Annotated in this window: 16 protein-coding genes; 10 read left to right on the forward strand and 6 right to left on the reverse strand. The window is 63.2% G+C overall.

The window, feature by feature from the left end; translation table 11 throughout:
* Positions 1–29 precede the first annotated feature (29 nt).
* A complete protein-coding gene (locus tag JGZ97_RS08660) occupies positions 30–2,192 on the forward strand; it encodes a malate synthase G (RefSeq protein ID WP_207062219.1) in 2,163 nt (720 codons plus the stop codon).
* Between the two features lie 93 nt (positions 2,193–2,285).
* Here the strand turns inward: JGZ97_RS08660 and JGZ97_RS08665 are convergent, their stop codons facing one another.
* Entirely contained in the window at positions 2,286–2,690 is a 405-nt protein-coding gene (locus JGZ97_RS08665) for a cytochrome c family protein (RefSeq protein WP_207062220.1), read from the reverse strand.
* Between the two features lie 273 nt (positions 2,691–2,963).
* On the opposite strand from JGZ97_RS08665, the gene JGZ97_RS08670 reads away from it, so the two are divergent.
* From JGZ97_RS08670 to JGZ97_RS08680, 3 genes are read left to right on the forward strand one after another with little or no spacing between them, the layout of a single operon-like run.
* A complete protein-coding gene (locus JGZ97_RS08670) occupies positions 2,964–5,258 on the forward strand; it encodes an EAL domain-containing protein (RefSeq protein WP_207062221.1) in 2,295 nt (764 codons plus the stop codon).
* On the forward strand, positions 5,255–6,367 hold the full coding sequence (locus tag JGZ97_RS08675) for an ABC transporter substrate-binding protein (RefSeq protein WP_207062222.1): 1,113 nt from the start codon (positions 5,255–5,257) through the stop codon (positions 6,365–6,367). Before JGZ97_RS08670 ends, JGZ97_RS08675 begins: the two co-directional genes overlap by 4 nt.
* A gap of 3 nt (positions 6,368–6,370) precedes the next feature.
* Entirely contained in the window at positions 6,371–9,454 is a 3,084-nt protein-coding gene (locus JGZ97_RS08680) for a PAS domain S-box protein (protein ID WP_207062223.1), read from the forward strand.
* Positions 9,455–9,589: 135 nt separating this feature from the next.
* Here the strand turns inward: JGZ97_RS08680 and JGZ97_RS08685 are convergent, their stop codons facing one another.
* The gene (locus tag JGZ97_RS08685; protein WP_207062224.1) at positions 9,590–10,810 is read right to left on the reverse strand and encodes a GGDEF domain-containing protein; all 1,221 of its coding nucleotides are present in this window, start codon (positions 10,808–10,810) and stop codon (positions 9,590–9,592) included.
* 170 nt (positions 10,811–10,980) lie between these two features.
* On the opposite strand from JGZ97_RS08685, the gene JGZ97_RS08690 reads away from it, so the two are divergent.
* Entirely contained in the window at positions 10,981–12,438 is a 1,458-nt protein-coding gene (locus JGZ97_RS08690) for a protein adenylyltransferase SelO (protein WP_207062225.1), read from the forward strand.
* A gap of 20 nt (positions 12,439–12,458) precedes the next feature.
* Here JGZ97_RS08690 and JGZ97_RS08695 read toward each other — a convergent pair whose 3' ends face one another.
* Positions 12,459–13,829, reverse strand: coding sequence for a DEAD/DEAH box helicase (locus JGZ97_RS08695; RefSeq protein ID WP_207062226.1), 1,371 nt, complete (start codon positions 13,827–13,829; stop codon positions 12,459–12,461).
* A 148-nt stretch (positions 13,830–13,977) separates the two neighbouring features.
* Positions 13,978–14,169: a hypothetical protein gene (locus JGZ97_RS08700; RefSeq protein ID WP_207062227.1), complete on the reverse strand. Its 192-nt coding sequence runs from the start codon at positions 14,167–14,169 to the stop codon at positions 13,978–13,980.
* Positions 14,170–14,451: 282 nt separating this feature from the next.
* On the opposite strand from JGZ97_RS08700, the gene JGZ97_RS08705 reads away from it, so the two are divergent.
* Together JGZ97_RS08705 and JGZ97_RS18330 are read left to right on the forward strand one after the other, a co-directional pair.
* On the forward strand, positions 14,452–16,461 hold the full coding sequence (locus JGZ97_RS08705; protein ID WP_207062228.1) for a DNA topoisomerase III: 2,010 nt from the start codon (positions 14,452–14,454) through the stop codon (positions 16,459–16,461).
* Between the two features lie 97 nt (positions 16,462–16,558).
* Positions 16,559–17,731, forward strand: coding sequence for an adenylate/guanylate cyclase domain-containing protein (locus JGZ97_RS18330; RefSeq protein ID WP_207062229.1), 1,173 nt, complete (start codon positions 16,559–16,561; stop codon positions 17,729–17,731).
* Here JGZ97_RS18330 and JGZ97_RS08715 read toward each other — a convergent pair.
* Positions 17,716–18,066, reverse strand: a complete 351-nt coding sequence (locus tag JGZ97_RS08715; RefSeq protein WP_207062230.1) for a hypothetical protein — start codon at positions 18,064–18,066, stop codon at positions 17,716–17,718. The two genes, JGZ97_RS18330 and JGZ97_RS08715, sit on opposite strands and share 16 nt — an antisense overlap.
* Positions 18,067–18,330: 264 nt before the next feature.
* Between JGZ97_RS08715 and JGZ97_RS18480 the strand changes: the two genes are divergently transcribed.
* Positions 18,331–20,622 carry an NADP-dependent malic enzyme gene (locus JGZ97_RS18480; RefSeq protein WP_207062231.1) on the forward strand — a complete coding sequence of 764 codons (2,292 nt, stop codon included), beginning with the start codon at positions 18,331–18,333 and terminating at the stop codon, positions 20,620–20,622.
* A 130-nt stretch (positions 20,623–20,752) separates the two neighbouring features.
* On the opposite strand, the gene JGZ97_RS08725 is transcribed toward JGZ97_RS18480, so the two are convergent.
* Positions 20,753–21,406 (reverse strand): hypothetical protein, encoded by a 654-nt coding sequence (locus JGZ97_RS08725; RefSeq protein WP_207062232.1) that lies wholly within the window; start codon positions 21,404–21,406, stop codon positions 20,753–20,755.
* Positions 21,407–21,759: 353 nt separating this feature from the next.
* Here JGZ97_RS08725 and JGZ97_RS08730 point away from each other — a divergent pair, with 353 nt between their 5' ends.
* Complete coding sequence (locus tag JGZ97_RS08730) at positions 21,760–22,413, forward strand: response regulator transcription factor (RefSeq protein WP_207062233.1); 654 nt, start codon at positions 21,760–21,762, stop codon at positions 22,411–22,413.
* An 89-nt stretch (positions 22,414–22,502) separates the two neighbouring features.
* Positions 22,503–22,802, forward strand: a complete 300-nt coding sequence (locus tag JGZ97_RS08735) for a hypothetical protein (protein ID WP_207062234.1) — start codon at positions 22,503–22,505, stop codon at positions 22,800–22,802.
* The last annotated feature ends 9 nt before the right edge of the window (positions 22,803–22,811 follow it).

The following is a 22,811-nucleotide window of genomic DNA, read 5'->3' on the forward strand; positions in this document are numbered from 1 at the left end:
ACCCCGGTTTGGTATCGAGGCAGCCATTTATGACCGCACCCATTCATGTAGGAGGGCTCAAGGTCGCCCCTGAGCTTCACGACCTTATCGTCAACGAAGTGCTTCCCGGCACCGGTATCGAACCCGGTTCATACTGGAATGCACTGGCGTCCATCGTCAACGACCTGGCACCGAAAAACCGCCAGCTCCTGGCCAAACGGGACGACTTGCAGCAGCGCATCGATGCCTGGCACCGGGAGCACGGCGCCGGCGACGTCAATGCTTACAAGGCGTTTCTGCAGGAGATCGGCTACCTGGTCCCGGAGGGGGAGGACTTCACCATCGACACGCGTAATGTCGAGCCGGAAATCGCCCAACAGGCCGCCCCCCAGCTGGTGGTTCCGATCATGAACGCCCGCTTCGCCCTCAACGCCGCCAACGCGCGCTGGGGCAGTCTCTACGACGCCCTGTACGGCACCGATGTGCTCCCTGAAACCGGCGGGGCCGAAAAGGGTACCGCCTTCAACCCGGTGCGCGGCGCCAAGGTCATTGCCTATGGGCGCCAATTGCTGGATGAAATCGCGCCTCTAAGTGAGGGTTCCCACGCTGACGCCACCTCTTACAGCGTCCAGGCCGGCGCGTTACACGTTCGCCTGAACACCGGCGCCGAGAGCACGCTGCAAACCCCCTCCCGGTTTGTCGGTTTCCAGGGCGAGCCCTCCAGTCCCCAGGCGGTGTTGCTCAAACACAACAATCTCCACCTCGAAATTCAGATCGATCCCCAGCACCCAATCGGTAAAACCGATGCAGCCGGGATCAAGGATGTGCTGGTGGAAGCGGCGGTAACCACCATCATGGACTGCGAAGACTCGGTCGCCGCAGTGGATGCCGAAGACAAGGCGCTGGCGTACCGCAACTGGCTGGGGCTGATGAAAGGGACCCTGGAGGAGTCGCTGGAAAAAGGCGGCAAGACGCTGCTGCGACGGCTCAACCCGGACCGCGAGTACCAGCAGCCCCAGGGCGGCACCCTGACTCTCAAAGGGCGCTCCATGCTGTTCGTGCGCAACGTCGGCCACCTGATGACCAACCCGGCGATTATCGACGCCGAGGGCAATGAAATTCCCGAAGGGATCATGGACGCCATGGTCACCGCCACCATCGCGCTGCATGACCTCAAGGGCAACGGCCCCTTCCGGAACTCCACGGCGCAAAGCATCAACATCGTCAAACCCAAGATGCACGGCCCCGAGGAAGTCGCTTTCACCGTGGAGCTCTTCTCCCGGGTAGAAGATGCCCTGGATCTTCCGCGCAACACCCTGAAAGTGGGCATCATGGACGAGGAGCGCCGCACCTCCGTCAACCTCAAGGAGTGCATCCGCGCTGCCCGGGAGCGGGTGGTGTTTATCAACACCGGCTTTCTGGACCGTACCGGTGACGAGATTCACACCAGCATGGAGGCGGGCCCCTTTGCACCCAAGGGCGACCTGAAATCCCTGCCCTGGATAGCGGCCTATGAAGACCAGAATGTCGACCTGGGGCTGGCCTGCGGCCTGCCGGGCAAGGCGCAGATCGGCAAGGGAATGTGGCCCATGCCCGACAAGATGGCCGACATGATGGAGGCCAAAATCGGCCACCCGCAGGCGGGCGCCAACACCGCCTGGGTCCCCTCGCCCACCGCGGCGGTGCTGCACGCCCTGCACTACCACAAGGTGGACGTTCCCTCCCGCCAGGAAGCGCTCAAACAGCGCGCACGGGCCAGTGTCGATGATATCCTCACCATCCCCCTGCTGGGCGATCGCACGCTGAGCGAACAAGAGATCCAGCGGGAGCTGGACAACAATGCCCAGGGGATTCTCGGCTACGTGGTGCGCTGGGTTGATCTGGGCGTGGGCTGCTCCAAAGTACCGGATATCAACGACGTCGGGCTAATGGAAGATCGCGCCACCCTGCGCATTTCCAGCCAGCACATCGCCAACTGGCTGCGCCATGGAATTTGCAGCGAGGAGCAGGTGATGGCGACCCTTAAGCGAATGGCCGCCGTGGTGGACGCGCAGAACGCCGGGGATCCCGCCTACCGCAACATGGCCCCCGGGTTCGACGGCATCGCCTTTCAGGCCGCTTGCGACCTGATTTTTAAAGGCTGCGAACAGCCCAGCGGCTACACCGAGCCGCTGCTTCACGCCCACCGCCAGGCGGTGAAGGCAGGCCAGTGAAGGTCGGGGCTTACCTGCAAAAAAAACGTTAAAAGCCACGACTAAAAAAGGAGCCCTCGAGGCTCCTTTTTTTATGCCCCGGGAGGCTCTTTCCTAATCTTGCAAGGTTTTGAGAAAGTCGATCAGCTCAGCCCGGGTTTCGGGATCGGCGATGGGGGTCATACTTTTCTTAGTCCCCGGCACGTAGGCGGTGGGGTTTTCAAAATACTTGTCCAACGCCTCCTCGGTCCAAGTCCCGCCCTTGGTTTTAAGAGCCGTGGAATACCCGAACCAGTCGTGACGCGCTTTTTCGGCCCCCACGATGCCCCACAGGTTCGGCGCACTGCGAAACGGGCCGTTCTTCTCCAGGCTGTGGCAGACTACGCACTGGGGCGCCTCCTTTTTGCCAAACGGCTCCTTCGGCAGAGCACTGTCGGCCACCCCGAACCCGGCAGCCCCGAGCCAACCGGCAACACACAGAGCGCTCCCCATCCCTCTGGTCAAATTTCTGTTTTTCATCCACTTCTCCTGAAAGTTAATCGCACCGAAACGCCACCGACCTCACCCTGGCTATCAGCATAGCGCATCGCCCGTGAGCCCCTCCAAATCGCCGGCCGAGCGCGTCTTGGGCACGCGACATCCTCCCGGCCTGGTAACGTTACAGTCTGGCGCCGACAGGCTGCTTCAGACTGCCCCCAGGGAACGCGACTATGACGGACGCGGGCACCGCTCCAATAAGTTGCCACTGCCCGTGGGCTCTCTTATATTTGAGGCTAGGAATGTCAATCTGCGGTGCCTGCAGAGCTCGTTGTCGAGGTCGCCGCCCGGGTCAGGGAGACCGCGCGGATCATGGCGACCAGTCAGCACACGGACGAGCTTATCCACTGGGCAGAGGAGTCTAAAGTCCAAGGTCCGGTGTCGCCAGACCTTCCCCCCTGGCGCGTTCTGATCGTCGATGACGATCAAGACGTGCATCAGGCAACCGAGTTCGCCCTCAAGCACCAGCTGATCCAAGGGCGTGCCCTGCATTTTCTCAATGCCCACTCCGCCGCCGAAGCCCAGCACCTGCTCCGTCAAGAGCCGGACATCGCTGTGGTGTTGCTGGATGTGGTGATGGAGTCCGAGCATGCCGGCCTCGAACTGGTACGGACCATCCGCGAGGAGTTGGGCCTTGAAGCCGTGCGCATCGTCCTGCGAACCGGCCAACCTGGCTACGCGCCGGAAATGGAAGCGATCCGCGATTACGATATAAACGACTACAAGACCAAGACCGAGCTCACCCGCAACCGCCTCTACAGTGTTCTGACCACGGCCATCCGTTCCTACCGGCAAATTCAGGCACTCAACAGCCAGCGCGCGGGGCTGAGCCAGCTTGCCGAAAGCAGCAACCGCCTGCTGCAGCAAGACACCCTCGAAGCCTTCTTCCAGCAGACCGTCACAGAGGCGGCGTCCCTCTTCGCCTCACCGCTGCAGGCCGCGCTCTGCGCCCGCGCATCGCCGCCGGTAAATGGCGAGCCACCACGGCTACTGGCCGCGACGCCCGGGCTCCTGGCCGCCACCGACGGATCGTTTTCAACCCTCCCTGGCAATGTCCGCGAGCCGCTTCAAGCCTGCCTCAGCCAGCGTAGCCACCAGCAAAAAACGGATACGCTGGCCCTGTATGTCCGGGGACCGGAGAGCGCCCCCCTGGGCCTCCTTGTGCAGGCCGAGCAGGCGCTGACTCGCGACCAGCTTAACCTGCTGCATCTGTTCGCCGCCCAGGTCGCCACCTGCTTTGAAAACCTCACCCTGCTCAAACGACTGCGCCGGTCGGCGTTCACCGATCCGTTGCTGGACATTCCCAACCGTTCCAGCCTGATCGTTAGCATCAATGAGAAGGCCCGCCAGGATGGGCTTGAAGGCTGGGTGCTGGCACTGCTGGATATCGACCAGTTTGCCGTCGTCAACCACGTGCTGGGTTACCGTACCGGGGATCAGTTGCTTCACGCCGTCGCCCGACGCCTGCAACAGCAGTTCCCGGCGCCGGCGCTCGTCGCACGCCTCGGCTCCGATACCTTTGGCCTGCTGGGCCCCAAGGAGCACATCTCGCTGCCCACCCTTCAGCGTTGCTTTCGTAATGCCTTCAACGTCAACGAACAGGCTCACCGCCTGAGCGCCAGTTTCGGCCTGGTGCGTCTGGACGGGGTCGCGGGCCAGGGGGAAGAGGCCCTTCGCAGCGCCCACATCGCGCTCAAGCGAGTGCAGGAGCGCGACCGCGGCCAGGGTCTCTACTATCACGAAACCATGGCTTCTGAGATCCGCAGCCGGGTATCCCTGGTTGAAGAGCTGCGCAAGGCAATGGCCGACAACCGGCTTTGTCTCACTTACCAGCCGCAGCTCTCGCTTATCAGCGGCCGCCCCATCGGGGTTGAAGCGCTGATCCGCTGGCCGGGAGAGCACGGCGACCCCATCCCCCCCTCCGTTTTTATTCCCCTGGCCGAAAAGGCCGGGTTAATCATCGAGCTCGGGGAGTGGGTGCTGCGCGAAGCCTGCCATGCCCAGCGTGAACTGGCCGCCGCCGGTCATGGCGACCTCCGCATGGGGGTCAACGTCTCGGTAAAACAGTTCGAGCATCCCGATTTCATTGCCATGCTGGACCGGGTCCTGTCTGATACCGGCATCGACCCGGCACACCTGGAGCTGGAGATTACCGAGTCGGTGGCAGCGCTCGACCCGGAACGCCTGACCCAGCTGCTCACCAACCTGAAAGCCCGGGGGCTGAGCCTTGCCATCGATGACTTCGGCACCGGTTTCTCCTCCCTGAGTTATCTGCACCGGCTGCCGATCGACCGCCTGAAGGTCGATCGCAGCTTTATCCAGCAGCTGGGGCAGGACGGTGACCGCGGCGAGATTGCCCGCGTGGTGATCTCTCTGGGTAAGACGCTGCAGCTGGTCCTTATTGCCGAGGGGGTCGAACGGGCGAACCAGGCAGAGTTTCTGAGAGAACTGGGATGTGATGAGGTGCAGGGTTTTTACTTTGCCCGCCCCATGAAGCGGGCGCACCTTCAACACTGGCTGCAGGAACACCCCCTCGGAGTGTCGCATTGAACAGGACATGGCCAAGGCTTCTGGTGCTGCTGATGCAGCTAGGGCTGGTGGCCAGCTGCGCTCAACCAGAGCCCGTCCAACTTGGGTTTATCGGCGAGTTATCCGGTCGCGGGGCGGACATGGGGCTTGAGGCACGGAACGGGGCCGTGCTGGCGGTGGAGGAGCAGAATCAGACCGGCGGTGTGGACGGGCGCTCCCTCAACTTGCTGATCGAGGATGACGGCCGCCATCCCGAGACGGCGCGGCAAGCCTTTAACCGCTTGCGGAGCAAAGGGGTGGTTGCCATCCTCGGCCCGACCAGCAGCGCCATCGCCCGGGTTCTGGTCCCCCAGGCCAACGAAACAGCACTCCTGCTGATGGGCATCACCGTGGCTCCAAACGAACTGACCGAAGCCGATGACTACTTCTTTTCCGCCCTCTCCTCCACCAAGATCTATGCCCGACGGAACGCCCAATACGTCTTGCAACACCTTAACGCCCGACGGCTGAGCATTGCCTATGACCGGGGTGAGCAGGCATTCACGCGCAGCTGGACCGAGGATTTTTCCCGCCACATCGCCGATCAGGGCGGTGAGGTGTTGACGACTGTCCCCTTTGACTCCTCCAACGCCACCGGCTTCAGCAATGTCGCCCGCCAGCTCCTTACCCCACGACCGGATGGGGTTGTGCTGGTCGCCAAATCGGTGGATACCGCGCTGCTGGCCAAGTCGCTGCGCACCCTCAACCCGGACATCCCCATCTCCACCACGGAATGGGGCGGCACCGAGCGCCTGATCAAACTGGGCGGACGCTATGTGGAGGGTATGCTGGTGGCCCAGCTCTTACAACGCGATAGCAGCGCCCCCTATTTCCTGGCATTTCAGGAAGCCTACCGGGAACGATTCGGCGATTTACCCGGGTTTGCCGCCACCACCGGCTACAACGCGACGCGGGTGTTGATCGAGGGGCTCAAAGCCCGCCGCTCCGGTGAGCACCTCAAAGATACCCTGCTGCGAATTGGCACCTTTCGCGGCCTGCAGGCCCCCCTGGCATTCGACCGTTTCGGCAATGCCACCACCAAAAGCTACCCCACCCTGGTCCGCCAGGGCCGGTTCGTACCGCTGGAATAACCCGTGACTCAGCCCCGCAGCCTGCTCAGCCAGCTTTTTTTCCAGATCCTGATGGTCGGGCTGATTCCGTTGCTGCTGGTCAGCGGTGTAGCCGCCTTGCTGGTGGGGCCGGCCCTCAAAGAGATGGTTTCAGCCCAGCAACACAACGTGGTCACCGCTATTTCCGGGAAGGTCGACGCCTACCTCTCCGATGCGGCCCGCGACCTGGAGATGCTGGGCACCCTGATCCAGAGCCGGGATTACAAGGCAGACCCCTTACTGACCCGTACCCTGGATATTCACGCGACCCAAAGAAGCCTCTACGAAGCCGTCTACCTGCTCGATGCCAACGGCATGGTGGCGGCGGCGGGTCTCCCCCAGGCCCGCCACGAGCAGCGGGCCAACCTGGTGGGGATGGACCTGTCGGCCAACAATTTCGTGCGGGTAGCCCGGGAGTACAACCGCCCGGTCTGGTCTGACACCTTCTTGTCGATCACCAGCGGCCAGTTATCGGTCGCCCTGGCCATTCCGCTCAAAAACTACACCCTGGTGGGCGAAGTCGGTATCGAGACCCTCTCCGAGCTACTGTCGGAAATCCGCCGTGAGAGCGGACTCGAAGTGATGGCGGTGGATAGTAAAGGCCATATCGTCGCCCATCCCGATGTGGATCAGGCCATCCAGAAACTCAACCTCGGACACCTGGAGCCGGTGCAGACCGCCGCCGAAGAGGGCAGCGCGGTGACCGCCGATATCACCCTGAACGGGAACGAGCGGCTGGCAATCGCGACGCCGCTGCACAGCATCAACTGGGTACTCATGGCCAGCCAGCCCCTGGAACTGATCAACCAACCACTGCGGCTTGCCGCCTGGATTATGCTCGCCGGGATCGGCATCAGCATGCTGTTCGCACTCACGATCGGCGCCCAGGTGGCGCGCCGCCTCGCCTGGCGTATCCGCACCTACTCCCAGCACGCCCGCGATATCGCCGCGGGACGACGCGAACACCGTTGGCCGGTCTCGAAAGTCACCGAATTCAGAGAGCTGGCGGCGAACCTGCAGCGCATGTCCGACCAGCTTTACCGGCACGAGCAGCAAGTACAGGCGAGTGAGCGCAGTTACCGGGAACTGATTGAGGACGTGGAGGACTTGGTGGTACGGGTCGACCCCGAGGGCCGCTTTACCTTCGTCAATCACGCAAGCCGCCATATATTCGGCCTGGAGCCCGGGCAGTGCCTCGGTCTGAGCGCCTTTGACTTTATTCACCCCGGTGACCGGGAAAGCACGGAGCAGGCTTTCAACAACTGGCTCCATTTCGGAAAAACCCATTTCAGCTTCGAGAACCGCATCATGCGCCGCGACGGCGAGGTCTGCCACGTATCCTGGAGCATACGGGTACACCAGAACGGTGATGAGGAGGTGGTGGACATGGTCGCCATTGGCCGCGACATCACCCACCAGGTCAAGGCCCAGGAAGCGCTCAAGGAACGGGAAAAACGCTACCGGGCGCTGGTCCAGCAAAGCCCCCTGGCGATCATCGAATGGAACCTGGATTTTGAAGTGGCGGAATGGAACCGCGCCGCCGAGCGCATTTTCGGCTATGGCCGCGAAGAGATGCTCGGACAGAGCGCTGAGGTACTGGCCGCGCCGGAACAGCGTACAGAACAAAAGACGGCGTGGCAGCAGCTGCTGGCCAGCACCGGCGGCACCCGCCAGGAGTGGGTCAACCTCAACCAGGACGGCGTCTCCCTGACCTGTGTCTGGTACAGCCGCCCCCTGATCGACGAGGATCTGCAGGTCAGCGGCGCCATCAGCCTGGTGGAGGATATAACCGAACACAAGGCGGTCGAGCAGAAACTGGCGGCCAGCGAGGCGCAGTTCTCAACCCTGTTCCATGCATCCCCGGTGCCGATGACCGTGGTGCGCGGTGCCAGAGGGGAGTCCCTCCTGGACTGCAACAGCGCGTGGGAAAAAATGTTCGGCGCCGATGCCAGGCTGGCACTCGGCCCCGCGGAAAACACGGCGGGCATCTGGATCGGCAGCGCCGATCGGGAAGCCGTCTGGCAGGCGCTCACCACCCAAGGGACCCTAGAGGGGTTTGAAGCCGAGCTCCAGAGCCGCAGGGGCGCCTGCCGCTGCGAGATATCCGGCCGTCGAATCGAGATGGGTGGCGATGTCTGCTACCTGATAACCGCCGTCGACCTCAGCGAGCAGTTGCGCCAAAAGGCACAGATAAAACACCTGAATGCCACCCTTGAAGAACGGGTCAAGAAGCGCACACAAGAGCTTGAAGAGACGCTGGCACGCCTGCGACATACCCAGGCCGAGCTGATCCAGTCCGAAAAACTGGCGGCCCTGGGCGGCATGGTGGCGGGAATTGCCCACGAGCTGAACACGCCCATCGGCAACGGCATGATGGCCGCCACCACCCTGGCCGATGAGACCAGCCGACTGGTCGAACAATTTCAGGCCCAGCAGCTCAAGCGCTCGACCCTTGAGCATTACGTTGAAGACGCCCAGACCAGCAGCGATATCCTGGTACGCAACCTGGTCAAGGCCAGCGACTTGATCAGCAGTTTCAAACAGGTTGCGGCCGACCAGACCAGCCAGCAGCGGCGTCACTTCAACCTCGACGCCCTGATCGAGGAGATCATCACCACCCTGCGGCCACAGCTCAAGCGCACCCCCTATAAAGTCGTCACCGACCTGCACACCGACCTGATCATGGACAGCTATCCGGGTCCTCTGGGTCAGGCCCTCACCAATCTCATCAGCAATGCCCATACCCACGGTCTGGAAGGGCGAGATCAGGGCGTCATTACCGTCACCACCCGACAATCGGCCCCGGACCGGGTCGAGATCGACGTGAGCGATGACGGCCGCGGGGTGCCCGCCGAGCACCGAGAACGGCTCTTCGACCCCTTTTTCACCACGCGAATGGGCCGGGGCGGCTCAGGCCTGGGCCTGCATATCGTTCACAATCTGGTTACCCAGGTCATGGGAGGCCAGGTGGAGCTGGTTAACCGTCCGGTTCCCGGCGCTACCTTCCGCCTTCAGATACCGGTGACCGCTCCGCAACACCCCGGCGACTCGGATACGACCGCCCCCTAGGAAAACTTCCTGCCCCGCCACGGTGAACCCATAATCGCTTTCGAAGATAACGGTATAAAGCGGTTGGTGATCCTGGCTCAACCCCGAAGCCAAAAGACAGGCTTCAGCTCGCCCTTGAGCTGTCTTGCCAAAGACTCAGCGGCCCGCTTCCACCCGGTCTCGCCCCTGGCGCTTTGCCTGGTAGAGGGCATCGTCCGCCCGCCCCAGGACGCATTCAAAGCTCTCCTCCTCCGCCCCCACGGTCGCCACTCCCAGGCTCAGGGTGACGGTGACGGGCTGGCCGGCCAGCGTCAGGGGACGCCCCCTGACCGCTTCTCGAATCCGTTCGGCGACCCGGCGCGCTTCATCGGCATCGGCTTCGGGCAGCACCACCAGAAACTCCTCACCGCCGTACCGGCCCACCTGGCTGTAGCGGCGCACCTGCCCGGCGATACGCTCAGCGGTGCCGCGCAGGGCCTCGTCGCCTGCCAGGTGGCCAAGACGGTCATTCAGTGCCTTAAATTCGTCGATATCGGCCATGATCAGGCTGAAGGGGGCCGGTTCGCCGGTTTCCCGCTGACGAAGGTAACGGGCGAATTCACTCGCGCCGCTGCGCATGATCTCCCGCCGGTTAGGCAATCCCGTGAGGCTGTCCACCGCCGCCAGCTTGCGCAACTCCTCCTGCGTACGGGCCAGCTGCCTGACCGCCATACTCAGGATCACGTAGGCGAGCGAAAACACCAGGGCCAGAATGGCGGCGAACACCACCACCGAGACCAGGACGCTGGTCATCAGCGCCCGGCGGTGATGGCTGGTGTCCTGGTAGATTTCGAAGCTGCCCACGACGCTACCGACATCGTTGCGGATGGGCACGTAGGTCTCGACCAGATCCACGTCGAACCGCTGTTCATGCATCAAATCAAACACCTGCTCCCGGGTCTCGAGCTTGGAGTTGCTGTTTCCCTTCAGGGCCTCGGCCAGGCGCGTGTTGTCACTGCTGAATTCTCCGATGATTCCCGCATCCGTGCTGTAAACCACCCGCCCCGCCGGCGAGAACACTTTGATTTTGAGGATGCCGTAGGGGGCCAGAAACCGCTTGAGGGATTGATCCAGGCGATCGATTTCATGCGCTTCCAGCACCAGCTGCCGCTCGTCGCTATCACCTGTTTGGTTCAGTAGCAGCGCCTGTTCCAGGGCGACAATGGACTGGCCAACCGCAATCGCCTGCTCCTCTGCGCTGGCGACCACGTAGTTTTCGTAAAGCTTGTAGATGGCGACGGAGGAGAGGCTGAGAATGATCATACTGGCTGCCACTGCCACCAGGTGCAGGAGGCGGATAAAACTGCGGGGGTTATCTGTATCCTTCAGCATGGGCATGTTGATCGTCCTGAATCGGGCCTGCGCTCGCCGGGCACGCGCCGACAGCTGCTTGCCCCCTTATAACCCACGCTATACCGGCTTACAACCAAAGCAAAGGATTCGGCGGTTGTTAATACCCTACTGTTTTGCTTAACTATTAACCTGCCCCCAGCCATTGGAAGCGCCTTGTGTTTACCCACCCGCTGCGCCAACCCTGCAGCTACCAGCAACTGACCGAGGGGGTCTTTTTCGCCCGGGTACACCCAAAACCCCTTGAAACGCCCCGCCTGGCCCACTTCAACGCACGCCTCGGCGACCGGTTCGGGTTGACTGAAACCGACTTCTCCGGAGATGCCTTCGTCGACGTCCTGGCAGGCCGGAAACCGCTGCCCGCCCCGGTGGAGCCGCTGGCCACAGCATATTCAGGCCACCAGTTCGGCGGCTTCAATCCGGGCCTGGGGGATGGCCGGGCCATGCTTTTGGGGGAATTTTCCGACCGGGAGGGTACCCCTTGGGAGTTCCAGCTGAAAGGCTCCGGTCCCACCCCCTACTCCCGGGGATTTGACGGCCGTGCGGTGTTGCGCTCGGTCATCCGCGAATACCTGGCCTGCGAGGCGGTTGATGCCCTGGGAATCGCCACTACCCGCGCCCTCTGTGTGGTGGCCAGTGATACCCAGGTGATTCGCGAGATCCCGGAGCCGGGGGCCATGATGATCCGGGTGGCCCGCAGCCATCTGCGCTTCGGCTCTTTTGAGCATTTCTACGCGCGGCGCCAGACTGGCCATCTGCAACAACTCGCCGATTACTGCATCAACCGTTTTTACCCCCAATTTAAGGCCAGCCGCACCCCCTACCGCGATTGGTTCGAGACAGTGGTGCGCGACACCGCGCAGCTGATCGCCCAGTGGCAGGCGATGGGGTTCTGCCACGGGGTCATGAACACGGATAATTTTTCCATTCTGGGCCTGACCTTCGACTACGGCCCGTACGGTTTTCTTGAGCGCTACGATCCCCGCCACATCTGCAACCACTCGGATACTGAGGGTCGCTATGCCTTTGAGCGACAGCCGCGCATGGCCTTGTGGAACTGTTACTGCCTGGCCCAATCCCTGACCCCGCTGATTGCGCGGGACAGTCTGCAGGCGGCGCTCGATCAGTTCGAATCGACGCTGCAGGCCGGCTACCTGGCGCGCATGCGCCGGCGCCTGGGGCTCACCCGGGAGCGTGAGGATGATGGGGAGCTGCTGTCCGCGCTGTTAAACCTGCTGGAAAGGCAACAACTGGACTATCACCGGTTCCTGCGCGGCCTCTGCCACTTCGCCGGCGGCGAGGCGCGCCACCCCTGGCTCTATGAGCGAGGGGACCGCGAGGCAATCGACCACTGGCTTAACCGCTACGCCGCCCGCCTGGCCCTGGAGCCAAATCCAGGGCGGGCCGCAGCCATGGGGAGGGAGAATCCGAAGTTCGTGCTGCGTAACTACCTGGCGCAAGAAGTGATCGAAGCCGCCCAGGAAGGCGATTACGCGCCCCTGGACACCCTCTTAAAAATCCTGCAGGCCCCCTTCGAGGAGCACCGCCTGCACGACCGCTGGTGCGAGCCGGCCCCGGACTGGGCCAGCGGGCTCAGCGTCAGCTGCTCATCGTGAGCAGCCGCCGCAAGTCACCCTCAGCGGGCGGGGGCCTGGAGCAGCGCCGGCTTTTCCTGCCGCCGGCGCCCGCGGCCCCGGGGAGCGGCACTATCCCGTCGCGCCCCTCGAACCGCTGCCGCCGCTTTGGGCCTGGCGACGTTGTTGCCGGACTCCGGAGCAGCCGCCCCATCCCGAGCTGCGTTCTGCGCCGTTTTCGGCTTTTTCGGTCGCCGGCGACGCACAGGCGCATCGACGTTTTTAGTCTCCGGCAGCTCCGCCTCCGGGTGGAAACGGGTCAGGGGCACGCGATCGATCTTGCGCTTGATCAGCCGCTCGATCCCGTTAAGCTGCTTGCTTTCGTCGGGGCTCACCAGCGATACCGCCTGCCCCGTGGCACCCGCACGCCCGGTACGCCCGATGCGGTGCACGTAATCTTCAGCCACGTTGGGCAGGTCGAAGTTCACCACCTGGGGCAACTGCTGAATATCCAGGCCGCGAGCGGCGATGTCGGTGGCCACCAGCACCCGCACCGAGCCGCGCTTGAAGTTATCCAAGGCCCGGGTACGTGCCCCCTGGCTCTTGTTGCCGTGGATGGCCATGGCGTGAATGCCTTCGCGCTCGAGTTTCTGGACCAGTTTGTTGGCGCCGTGCTTGGTGCGAGAGAAAACCAGCACCTGGTGCCAGTTATGGTCTTTGATCAGGTGGCAGAGCAGCTCGGCCTTGCGCTTTTTGTCCACCGGGTGAATCCACTGCTCCACACTGCTGGTGGTGCTGTTACGCGGGCTCACCTCAATCAGGACCGGGTCGTGAACCAGCCCCTGGGCCAGGCGGCGAATCTCATCGGAGAAGGTGGCCGAGAACAGCAGGTTCTGCCGTTTGCTGGGAAGGAGCTTCAGTATCCGCTTGATATCGTGAATAAAGCCCATGTCCAGCATGCGGTCCGCTTCGTCCAGCACCAGCACCTCCAGATCATCGAAGCGCACCGCCCCCTGTCCATGCAGGTCCAGCAACCGTCCGGGAGTCGCCACCAGCAGGTCGACACCGCCACGCAGCTTCATCATCTGCGGGTTGATCTTGACGCCGCCGAACACCACCGTCGACTTCAGCGGAAGAAACTTGCCATAGTGAACGGCGCTCTCCCCGACCTGGGCGGCCAGTTCCCGGGTGGGGGTCAAGACCAGTGCCCGAACCCGGTTGGCACGTACCGGCGTGCCCGAGGCGAGGCGCTGAAGCAAAGGCAGGGTAAAACCGGCGGTTTTGCCGGTCCCGGTCTGGGCCGCGGCCATGACATCCCTGCCCTCGAGAATCGGGGGGATGGACTGGCTCTGAATCGGGGAGGGCTGGCTGTAACCTTTTTCTTCTACGGCACGCAGAAGGGGCTCGGACAGGCCGAGGGAGGAAAAACTCATAAATTGAACTCTGAGGGCGAACGGAGTCGCGGAAAAAAACGATGGTGACTAACGGGCACCGGGCCCGAAAAAAAGGGCGATAATCATACCGCAGTTCAAGAGAAATTACGAACCCGCGGACGCGGGCTCGTGAGGACAGCGGGCGGCGTCAGCCCTGGATGGCGCGCTCCCAGAACTTGCGCAGAAAAGCTTCCATCGCGATACGGTCGTTAAAGTGGTGTTCCCGGCCTTCGACGCGTACGCGCAGTGCCAAGGGGTCGATATCCAGAGCAACGTCCTGATCACGGACCCTGGGGGTGAGAAGGGGGGCGGCTGGCTGCCGGGCAACGGCTTGGTACATGGCTAATCCCTCATTGGTATGGCCCTCGGACGCTGAACCGGATGGCGCGGCTCAATGAAAACCGTCCTAGATAGCTGATCTACATATATTATTTTTTTATCATCCCTGTGCTTACGCACGCCCCGCGAAGCGCGGGAGTCTTAAGGCTAGCACCGGAAGAGGCCCCCTGCCAAGGGTGAACACCACGGCAACCCCCTCCCCCATCCCTCTTAGCATACTGTTTGCATATACAGGACTTTTGCTATAAAAAGCCTGTTTCCGCCCGCTTCGGGAAACCGACCGATGAAACTCTACATCGCCGAAAAACCCAGTCTAGGACGCGCCATCGCCGCGGTGCTGCCCAAGCCCCAGCGTAAGGAGCAGGGCTGCATCCACCTGGGCAACGGCGACTGTGTGACCTGGTGCATCGGTCACCTGCTGGAGCAGGCGGAGCCCCACGCCTACGATCCCGCGTTCAAGCGCTGGGGGCTCGAGGCCCTGCCCATCGTCCCCGAGCGTTGGCAGTTGACGCCGCGAGCCAAGGTGCGCAGCCAGCTCGCCGTCATCCGGCGGCTGGTTAAACAGGCTGACACCTTGGTTCACGCCGGCGACCCGGATCGCGAAGGGCAGCTGTTGATCGACGAAGTCATCGACTACCTGGGTGTTCCCGCCGCCAAGCGGGCCGGCACGCAGCGCTGCCTGATCAGCGACCTCACCCCGGCGGCGGTGCGCCGTGCCCTGCAGAACCTGCGCCCCAATCGCGAGTTCGTGCCCCTGTCCACTTCTGCCCTGGCCCGCGCCCGGGCCGACTGGCTGGTGGGGATCAACCTGACACGGGCCTGCACTCTACAGGGACAGCGGGTCGGCTACCGGGGTGTGCTTTCGGTCGGTCGCGTCCAGACCCCGGTACTGGGGCTGGTGGTCAATCGCGACCGCGAGATCGAACACTTCGTCAGCCGCCCTTTCTACGCCGTGCGCGCCCATCTGGAGACCGCCGGCGGCGACCGTTTCACGGCCGACTGGCGCCCCAGCGAAGCCTGCCGCCCGCACATGGATGAGGAGGGGCGAGTGCTCTCACGGCCCCTGGCCGAGCACGTGGTCCGACGGATCCAGGGCCAGCCGGCCCGAGTGCTTAAGGTGGAGGAGAAAACGCGGCGCCGGGCGCCCCCCCTGCCCTACAACCTCTCCGCCCTGCAGATCGACGCCGCCCGCCTTCACGGACTCAGCGCCCAGCAGGTGCTCGATACCTGCCAGGCGCTTTACGAGCGCCACAAGCTGATCACCTACCCTCGCTCCGACTGCCGCTATCTGCCTGCCGAGCAACACGCTCACGCCCCCCAGGTGGCGGCAGCGCTTGCAGGCTTTAGCGAGGGTCTCGACCGGGCGAGGCAAGGGGCCGACTTCCAGCTGCGCAGCCAGGCCTGGAACGACAGCCGGGTCGGCGCTCACCATGCCATTATTCCCACCAGCCGACCGGTTCAGCAGATTAGTTTAAGTAATAGGGAAGCGCAGGTTTACCGGCTGGTGGCGCGCCAGTATCTGGCCCAGTTTTACCCCGCCCAGCGCTATCTCGAAACCAAGGTGGACCTGGAGATCACCGGTGGCCTGTTTCAGGCCCGCGCCCGCCGTATCCTGGAGACAGGCTGGAAAGCGCTGTTCGAGCGGGATCGGCAAAAAGATGCTGACGGCGATACCGGTGAATCCGAATCCAACGCCCTACCGCCCCTGGCCGAAGGCGACGAGCACCTTTGCCGTGAAGGCGAGCTGCTGGAGAAACAGACCCAGTCCCCCAAGGCCTTTACCGACGCCACCCTGATGGCGGCCATGACCGGCATCGCCCGCTTCGTCAGGGATCCCGAGGTGCGCCGTATTCTCAAAGAGACCGACGGCCTGGGCACGGAGGCGACCCGGGCCGGCATTGTCGAGCTCCTGTTCAAGCGCGGTTTCCTGCGCCGCGAAGGCAAGGCCATCCGCGCCACCGCTGCCGGTCAAGGGCTCGTAGACAGCCTACCCGAGGAGCTGGTGCGCCCCGACATGACAGCGCGTTGGGAGTCCCAGCTGGCCGGCATCAGCGAGCGCCGCAGCAGCTACGCCGCCTTCATGCAGCCCCTGACCGAGGGGGTGGCACGGCTGGTAGCCGAAACCACCCGCCAGCTACCGCGTGCGCTGGAGGGAGTCAAGGCGGAAAGGCCACCCAAGGGTCGCTTGCGCCCCCGACGCGGGGGGTGCAAACCGACTACCCGCAAACGACGGGGCCAGAAGCCAGTCGAACATTCAGCCCGCAAGGCTCGCCGCACTGCCACCGGGCATTGACCTCGAGGGGCAGTTACGCTGAACTGCAGTCACCCTCCCCAGCTGGAGCCCAGCCATGACCACTCCGCCATCAGCCCACTTAGGATCTGCCGACGCCGTGATAGCCTGGCTGCTGCGCGAAGGCCGCCTGCTTCCGGATGCCGCCACGCTCACCGCCGCGCTCGGCAGGCGGCTGCTGGAAGCGGGGCTGCCGGTTGATCGGGTACGGGTCAGCCTGCGCACCCTCAACCCTCTGGTCGTGGGTCGGGCATTTACCTGGTGGCAGGATCGCGACGCGGTGGAGGTTTTCAACCCACCCCATAGCATCCTGGATTCCCCCGATTACCTGGGCAGCCCCATCGAAGCCGTGCACCGAAGCGCACGCCCTTATCGCTGTCGTCTCGCGCAGACGCCCCCCGGGTCCCAGCACCAAAGCCTTGAAGTGCTGCGTGCCCGGGGCACCACCGATTACCTGGCACTGGCCCTGCGCTTCAACCAGGACCCGGTCCCCGGCCCCTGGATTCTCAGCAGCCGAGCCCCCGGGGGGTTTAACGACGCAGACGTCGAGAAGCTGCAACGCATCGCCCACGCCCTGGCCCCGGTACTGGAGGTACACGCCCTCACCGCAACTACACGCTCCCTGTTGGACACCTACCTGGGGCCTCGCAGCGGGCAACGGGTCTTCGATGGCCAGGTACGTCGGGGTGACGGTGAGCGGATCCAGGCCGCCATCTGGTACAGCGACATGCGTAATTCCACCGGCATCACCGAAACCCTACCCCTGGAACAGCTGCTGGAGCTGCTGAACCGGCATTTCGAAGTAATCAGTGATGCGGTAAGAGCCGAGGGGGGCGAGGTGCTGCGGTTTATCGGCGATGCTCTGCTGGTGGTGTTTGCCGCCGCGCCCGGCCCGTCACTGCAGGCGGCCTGCAACGCCGCCCTGCGCGCCGCCACCAAGGCTCGACGCGCCATGGCCGCGGTCAACCAGGAGCTGCAGGGCAAAGGCTTGCCCGAGGTACACTACGGGCTGGGGCTGGATGTGGGGGAAGTCGTCTACGGCAATGTCGGTGCCCGTGACAGGCTCGACTTTACGGTCATGGGGCGCGCCGTCAACCGCGCGGCGCGCATCGAAACCCTGACCAAGGTCACCGGCAGGGAGCTGCTGGCCTCCGCCCCCTTTGCCCGCCAGGTAGGTAACCGGCTGGGCTATGTGGGCGAGTTCCCGGTGGCGGGGATGGAAGCGCCCCTGCAAGTGTTCGGTCTGCGCGAACCGGATCAGAGCCCGACGTAGTTACCCACTTCAAAGGCGTCGGGGCGGCCTTCCTCAAGCCCGAAATAACACACTTCCTCGCGCTCACCGCTCTGTTCGTCGATCACTCCCAGCGCCCATTCCAGCTTGTGCTCCCGGGCCAGGCCATAGAGAAATGCCAGCGGCGCTTTGAGCTCCCCTTTGCGCTTGACGTGCATGTGCAGACCCAGGCGCGGCTCGTGCGGCTCGTCCACCGGGACATAATCAGCCCCCTGCTCCTCACTCCAGGCGGCGAGGGCGGCGGCTACCGGTGCCAGCCTTTGTGCCCTCACCTCAGGCTCGATTTCGCTCTCGTCCACGTAGATAAACAGTTGCATACGCCCTCGCCCTTTTGCTGTTCTGGAAAAGGGGTCGATCATAGCGGTTTCACCCTCGGAAAACAGCCTCGTTCCCGAGGACCGAGCGGATGCACGCGCCGCGCAGCCTCGGAAACACGCTTGCCCCCTATACTTCTACCCGCTATGCCTTATCATCGGAGTCAGGTAAGACGCCATCCGGTCGCCAATCAAGGATAACCATAATCCGCGGCACCCCGGTCGCCGCGTTCAACGACTCGCAAAGTCTAGAAGGATACCCGCACGATGTCCGACAACTTCAAGGAAAGCGCCCTGCGCTACCATACCGATCCGGTCCCCGGAAAGCTGGCCATCCAGCCCACCAAGCCCCTCTCCAACAAGCGTGACCTCTCCCGCGCCTACTCCCCCGGAGTCGCCTACGCCTGCGAGGCCATCGTCGAGGACGCCAACGAAGCCGCACGCATGACCGCCCGCGGCAACTTGGTGGGGGTAATTTCCAACGGCACCGCGGTGCTGGGTCTGGGCAACATCGGGCCCCTGGCCTCCAAGCCGGTAATGGAAGGCAAGGCGGTGCTGTTCAAGAAGTTCGCCAACATCGACGTCTTTGACATCGAGGTCAACGAGAACGACGTCGACAAACTGGTGGACATCATCTGCGCCCTGGAGCCCACCTTCGGCGGTATCAACCTTGAGGACATCAAGGCGCCGGAGTGTTTTATCGTCGAGGCCAAGTGCCGCGAGCGGATGAACATCCCGGTTTTCCACGATGACCAGCACGGTACCGCCATCGTCGCCGCCGCCGCGGTCTACAACGGACTGCGGGTGGTCGAAAAGCAGATCGAAGAGATCAAGTGCGTGGTCTCCGGCTCCGGCGCCGCCAGCATTGCCTGCGTCGACCTGCTGGTCAGCATGGGCCTGAAAAAAGAGCACGTGACCCTGATCGACCGCAGCGGCGTCATTTACCAGGGACGCGAAGGAGGCATGAACCCCTGGAAAGAGAAGTACGCCCGAGATACCGCCGATCGCACCCTGGAGGATGCCATCAAGGGCGCCGACCTCTTCATGGGGCTGTCCGGTCCCGGCGTGCTGACCCAGGAGATGGTCAAGACGATGGCCGACAAGCCGCTGATCCTGGCCATGGCCAACCCCACCCCCGAGATCATGCCGGAGCTCGCGAAGGAGGTGCGCCCCGATGCGATCCTCGCCACCGGCCGCTCCGACTACCCCAACCAGGTCAACAACGTCCTCTGCTTCCCCTTCATCTTCCGGGGCGCCCTGGACTGCGGCGCCACCACCATCAACGAGGCGATGAAGCAGGCAGCGGTGAAAGCCATCGCGGACCTGGCGATGAAGCAGGCCACCGACGTGGTCACCGAGGCCTACGCCGGGGAGGACCTCACCTTCGGTCCCGACTACCTGATTCCCAAGCCCTTTGACCCGCGCCTGATCGAGGAGGTGCCGGTGGCGGTGGTGGAAGCCGCCATGGCCAGTGGTGTCGCCACCCGGCCCATCGAAGACCTTGAAGCCTACCGCCAGTCCCTGCACGAATTCGTCAACCGCGCCGGCCTTTTCATGCAGCCGGTGATCGAGACCGCCAAGCAGGGGCCCAAGCGGCGCCTGGTCTTCGCCGAAGGCGAGAACGACGACGTGCTCATGTCCATGCAGGCGATTGTCGACGAAGGCGTGGCTCAGCCGCTTTTGATCGCCCGCCAGGAGATTGTCGACGAGGCCATGGAGCGCCTGGGGCTGCGCTTTAACCTGGGCGAGGATGTGCTGGTGTTCGACCCCCGCGACTGCGACCGCCACGACCGCTACTGGCAGCACTACCACGACAAGGTGGGGCGCAAGGGCATTACCGTGGAAGCAGCCCGCTCGCAGATGCGCCAGAACCCGACGGCGCTGGCCGCGACCATGGTGGACATGGGTGAAGTCCACGGCATGATCTGCGGCAAGGTCAACCGCTTCGAGCACCACTTCCGCCATATCCTCGAGGTGCTGGGGACCAACGGCAACGGCCACGTCTCCTCGGTCTGCACCCTGCTGCTGCCCACCGGCCCGCTGTTCCTGGCCGATGCGTTCCTCAACGTGGACCCCACCACCGACGAGCTGGTCTCGATCACCGAATCCAGCATCGACTTCGTCAAGAACTTCGGGGTCGAGCCCAAGGTGGCGCTGCTCTCGCACTCCAACTTCGGCTCCGCCCGCACCGACCAGGCGAAGAAGGTACGGGCCGCGGCCGCCACCCTGCGCGAACGCCACCCGGGCGTTCAGATCGACGGCGAGATGCACGCCTACACCGCCATGAACGAGGCGTTGCGCCAGCGCATCCTGCCCGGGGCCAACCTCTCCGGCAGCGCCAACCTGCTGATCATGCCCAACCTGGATGCGGCCAACATCGCCCTGGGGCTGATCCGCTCGTTGACCGACGCGCTGCTGATCGGCCCCTTCCTCAACGGCATCAGCAAGCCGGCACACATCGTGATTCCCTCGGTCTCGCCCCGGGGTATCTTCAACATGAGTGCCCTCACCGCCGCCGACGTGCAACGTTACTGCAAGGACAACGTCTGCATGCCCTGACGGGACCTGCCGGAGGTGTTACAAGCACACAAAAAAGGACGGCCCGGGCCGTCCTTTTTTGTATTACGCCCCCTGCCGGTCATCGCGCAGGCTGATCGCGTGACTCAGGCAGGCGGTTACCGCCCGGGCTTCAGTACTTGCCCAAGCCGGCCCCGTTGGGAGAGATGAAGGGGACCCCGCCGCGGCTGCTAGTCTCCTGGACGATGATGAACTGCCCCCAGATGTCCGGACCCAGCTCCTGACCGTTAGCGTCAAACCAGACCTTGTTTTCGTCTTTGTAGGCCCCTTCCGGTGCCGCGACGATCTTGGTTTGAGAGAACGTCATCTTGCCGTTTTCATCGATGTAGTTCTCGGAGTAGATCTCCCAGGCGCCGGAACCGATGTAGCTCGGCAGGCCACTGTGGCGGTCAAGCTGCCCGTCCCAGTCTGCGTCCTTGTTGCTGAGCCAGGCGTCGTTCCACTTCATGGAAATATCGATGTTCCGGTAAGGCCAGGCCCAGTGAGTCTCCGCCTGCGGACAGACGCTCAGGTGAGCCTCGTCGTCGCCCTCATAGGGAGGACAGGCGTGGCCCTTACGTCCGGCGTAGGCATTGTAGTATGAACCCGAAAAACGGTGCGCCTGGTAGTTGTACCCGAAGATGTCATACCCCTTGGGGATAACCTCACCTTCGAGATAGTGTCCGGTGCTGTAATAGACATCCCCGCCAGTGATCGATCCGGCAGCGGCGTTTAATGAAACACCTACAAAAACGGTTGCAACAGCGGCTTTCATTATTTTTTGCATATTCAACTTCCCTTTACCTTTTGGTTTCCACATTCAATCGGCCACAGCATCAGACCGCTGCCGCGCCTGAACGCACTAATGCCTTAGAAAAACAGGGGCCATAGGATAGTAGCCGAGGCTATATGCTTATACCAATAACAAAAAGGCTAATATCCGCTCTATGAACAAGAAGTTAGGACTGCATTCTGGCAAACGGTGGGAAGCCGCCGGCGCCCGGCGTCCGTCGTGATGGGATGGCACAGCGCGCTGTTTGACGCGCGAACGCCAAGCATTTCCCGACAGCAGCTGGTTGTTGCGGAGAGGTTCAACGGGCACTATTACCTTGAGTATCGGGACAAGGAATCAAATAACGCATGGACGCCAAGCCCCGCCGAATTCTGGTGGTCGACCCTCAGCCCGTGGTGCGCCTGGGACTTCGCTGGCTGGTCAATACCGCCCCCGGGTTCGAGATCGACGCAGAAGCCGCCGGCGTGCCCGAAGCCCTGGAAAGCTTTGACCGGGCGCCTCCTGACCTAGTGGTGCTGGAGGCGGCGCTGCGCGACGGAAGCTGTTTTGACCTGATCAAGCGCCTGAAAGCACGCCGCCGGTCGATCCCGATTCTGGTCTGGTCCAACGCGCCCGAAGCCGTTTACGCCGCGCGGGTTCTGCGCATCGGGGCCCTGGGCTACATCGGCAAAGCCAGCCCCGCCGAGGAGCTGCTGGCCGCACTCAACAGCGTGCTCAACCACGAGCGCTACCTGAGCCGGGCCGCCACACACGCATTTTTGCGAAGCAGTTACGGGCAGGATGAGGGAGAAGGCGCACCCCTGGCCGACCTTTCCAACCGTGAGCTGGAAGTCTTTCGCTGGCTGGGTGAAGGGGTTGCCCTGGAGGAGATCGCCGCCAACCTCAGCATCAGCGTTCATAGCGTCAACAGTTACCGCCACCGCATCAGAACCAAGCTGGGACTGAACAGCAGCGCCAGCCTGCAGGCCCGGGCTTCCCGCTGGTGCCTCGACAACTTGTAGCACAGCGCTTTCCCGGCGCGTCCGTGCCGACTCCCGGGCCGGCTTCTATACTCTTTAACCCGTCAGTTTCACCCTCAAAGGAGATCACCATGCAACGGATGCTTGCCCCTTTCTGGCTCGGGGCGTTCGCCGCTTCACTGCTTAGCGCAACGGCGCTGGCGGAGGACCGCTATGAACGCTTTGACCGCCTCGACCTGGATGGCAATGGCCGCCTCACGACCCTCGAGGTCGAGCAGCATCACGACATCCGCAAGCACTGGGATCAAGTGGACTTGGACGCAAGCGGCGATATCGACCTCATCGAGTTCAGCGCCTTTGAAGCGCAAATGGAAGAGTCCGGTGAAGAACCCATCACGGGGGCCAAAGAGCCAAAGGCAAGAGCTGATTGAGCCAGTAGC

This window comes from Motiliproteus sp. SC1-56 (genome assembly GCF_017309075.1).
In the GTDB taxonomy this organism is placed as follows: Bacteria; Pseudomonadota; Gammaproteobacteria; order Pseudomonadales; family Balneatricaceae; genus Motiliproteus.

Coding starts and splice junctions, on each gene's coding strand:
- JGZ97_RS08705 (WP_207062228.1), top strand. CDS start 14,452: ATGAAACTCTACATCGCCGAAAAACCCAGTCTAGGACGCGCCATCGCC.
- JGZ97_RS08700 (WP_207062227.1), bottom strand. CDS start 14,169: ATGTACCAAGCCGTTGCCCGGCAGCCAGCCGCCCCCCTTCTCACCCCC.
- JGZ97_RS08730 (WP_207062233.1), top strand. CDS start 21,760: ATGGACGCCAAGCCCCGCCGAATTCTGGTGGTCGACCCTCAGCCCGTG.
- JGZ97_RS08725 (WP_207062232.1), bottom strand. CDS start 21,406: ATGCAAAAAATAATGAAAGCCGCTGTTGCAACCGTTTTTGTAGGTGTT.
- JGZ97_RS18480 (WP_207062231.1), top strand. CDS start 18,331: ATGTCCGACAACTTCAAGGAAAGCGCCCTGCGCTACCATACCGATCCG.
- JGZ97_RS08695 (WP_207062226.1), bottom strand. CDS start 13,829: ATGAGTTTTTCCTCCCTCGGCCTGTCCGAGCCCCTTCTGCGTGCCGTA.
- JGZ97_RS08660 (WP_207062219.1), top strand. CDS start 30: ATGACCGCACCCATTCATGTAGGAGGGCTCAAGGTCGCCCCTGAGCTT.
- JGZ97_RS08735 (WP_207062234.1), top strand. CDS start 22,503: ATGCAACGGATGCTTGCCCCTTTCTGGCTCGGGGCGTTCGCCGCTTCA.
- JGZ97_RS08715 (WP_207062230.1), bottom strand. CDS start 18,066: ATGCAACTGTTTATCTACGTGGACGAGAGCGAAATCGAGCCTGAGGTG.
- JGZ97_RS08665 (WP_207062220.1), bottom strand. CDS start 2,690: ATGAAAAACAGAAATTTGACCAGAGGGATGGGGAGCGCTCTGTGTGTT.
- JGZ97_RS08685 (WP_207062224.1), bottom strand. CDS start 10,810: ATGCCCATGCTGAAGGATACAGATAACCCCCGCAGTTTTATCCGCCTC.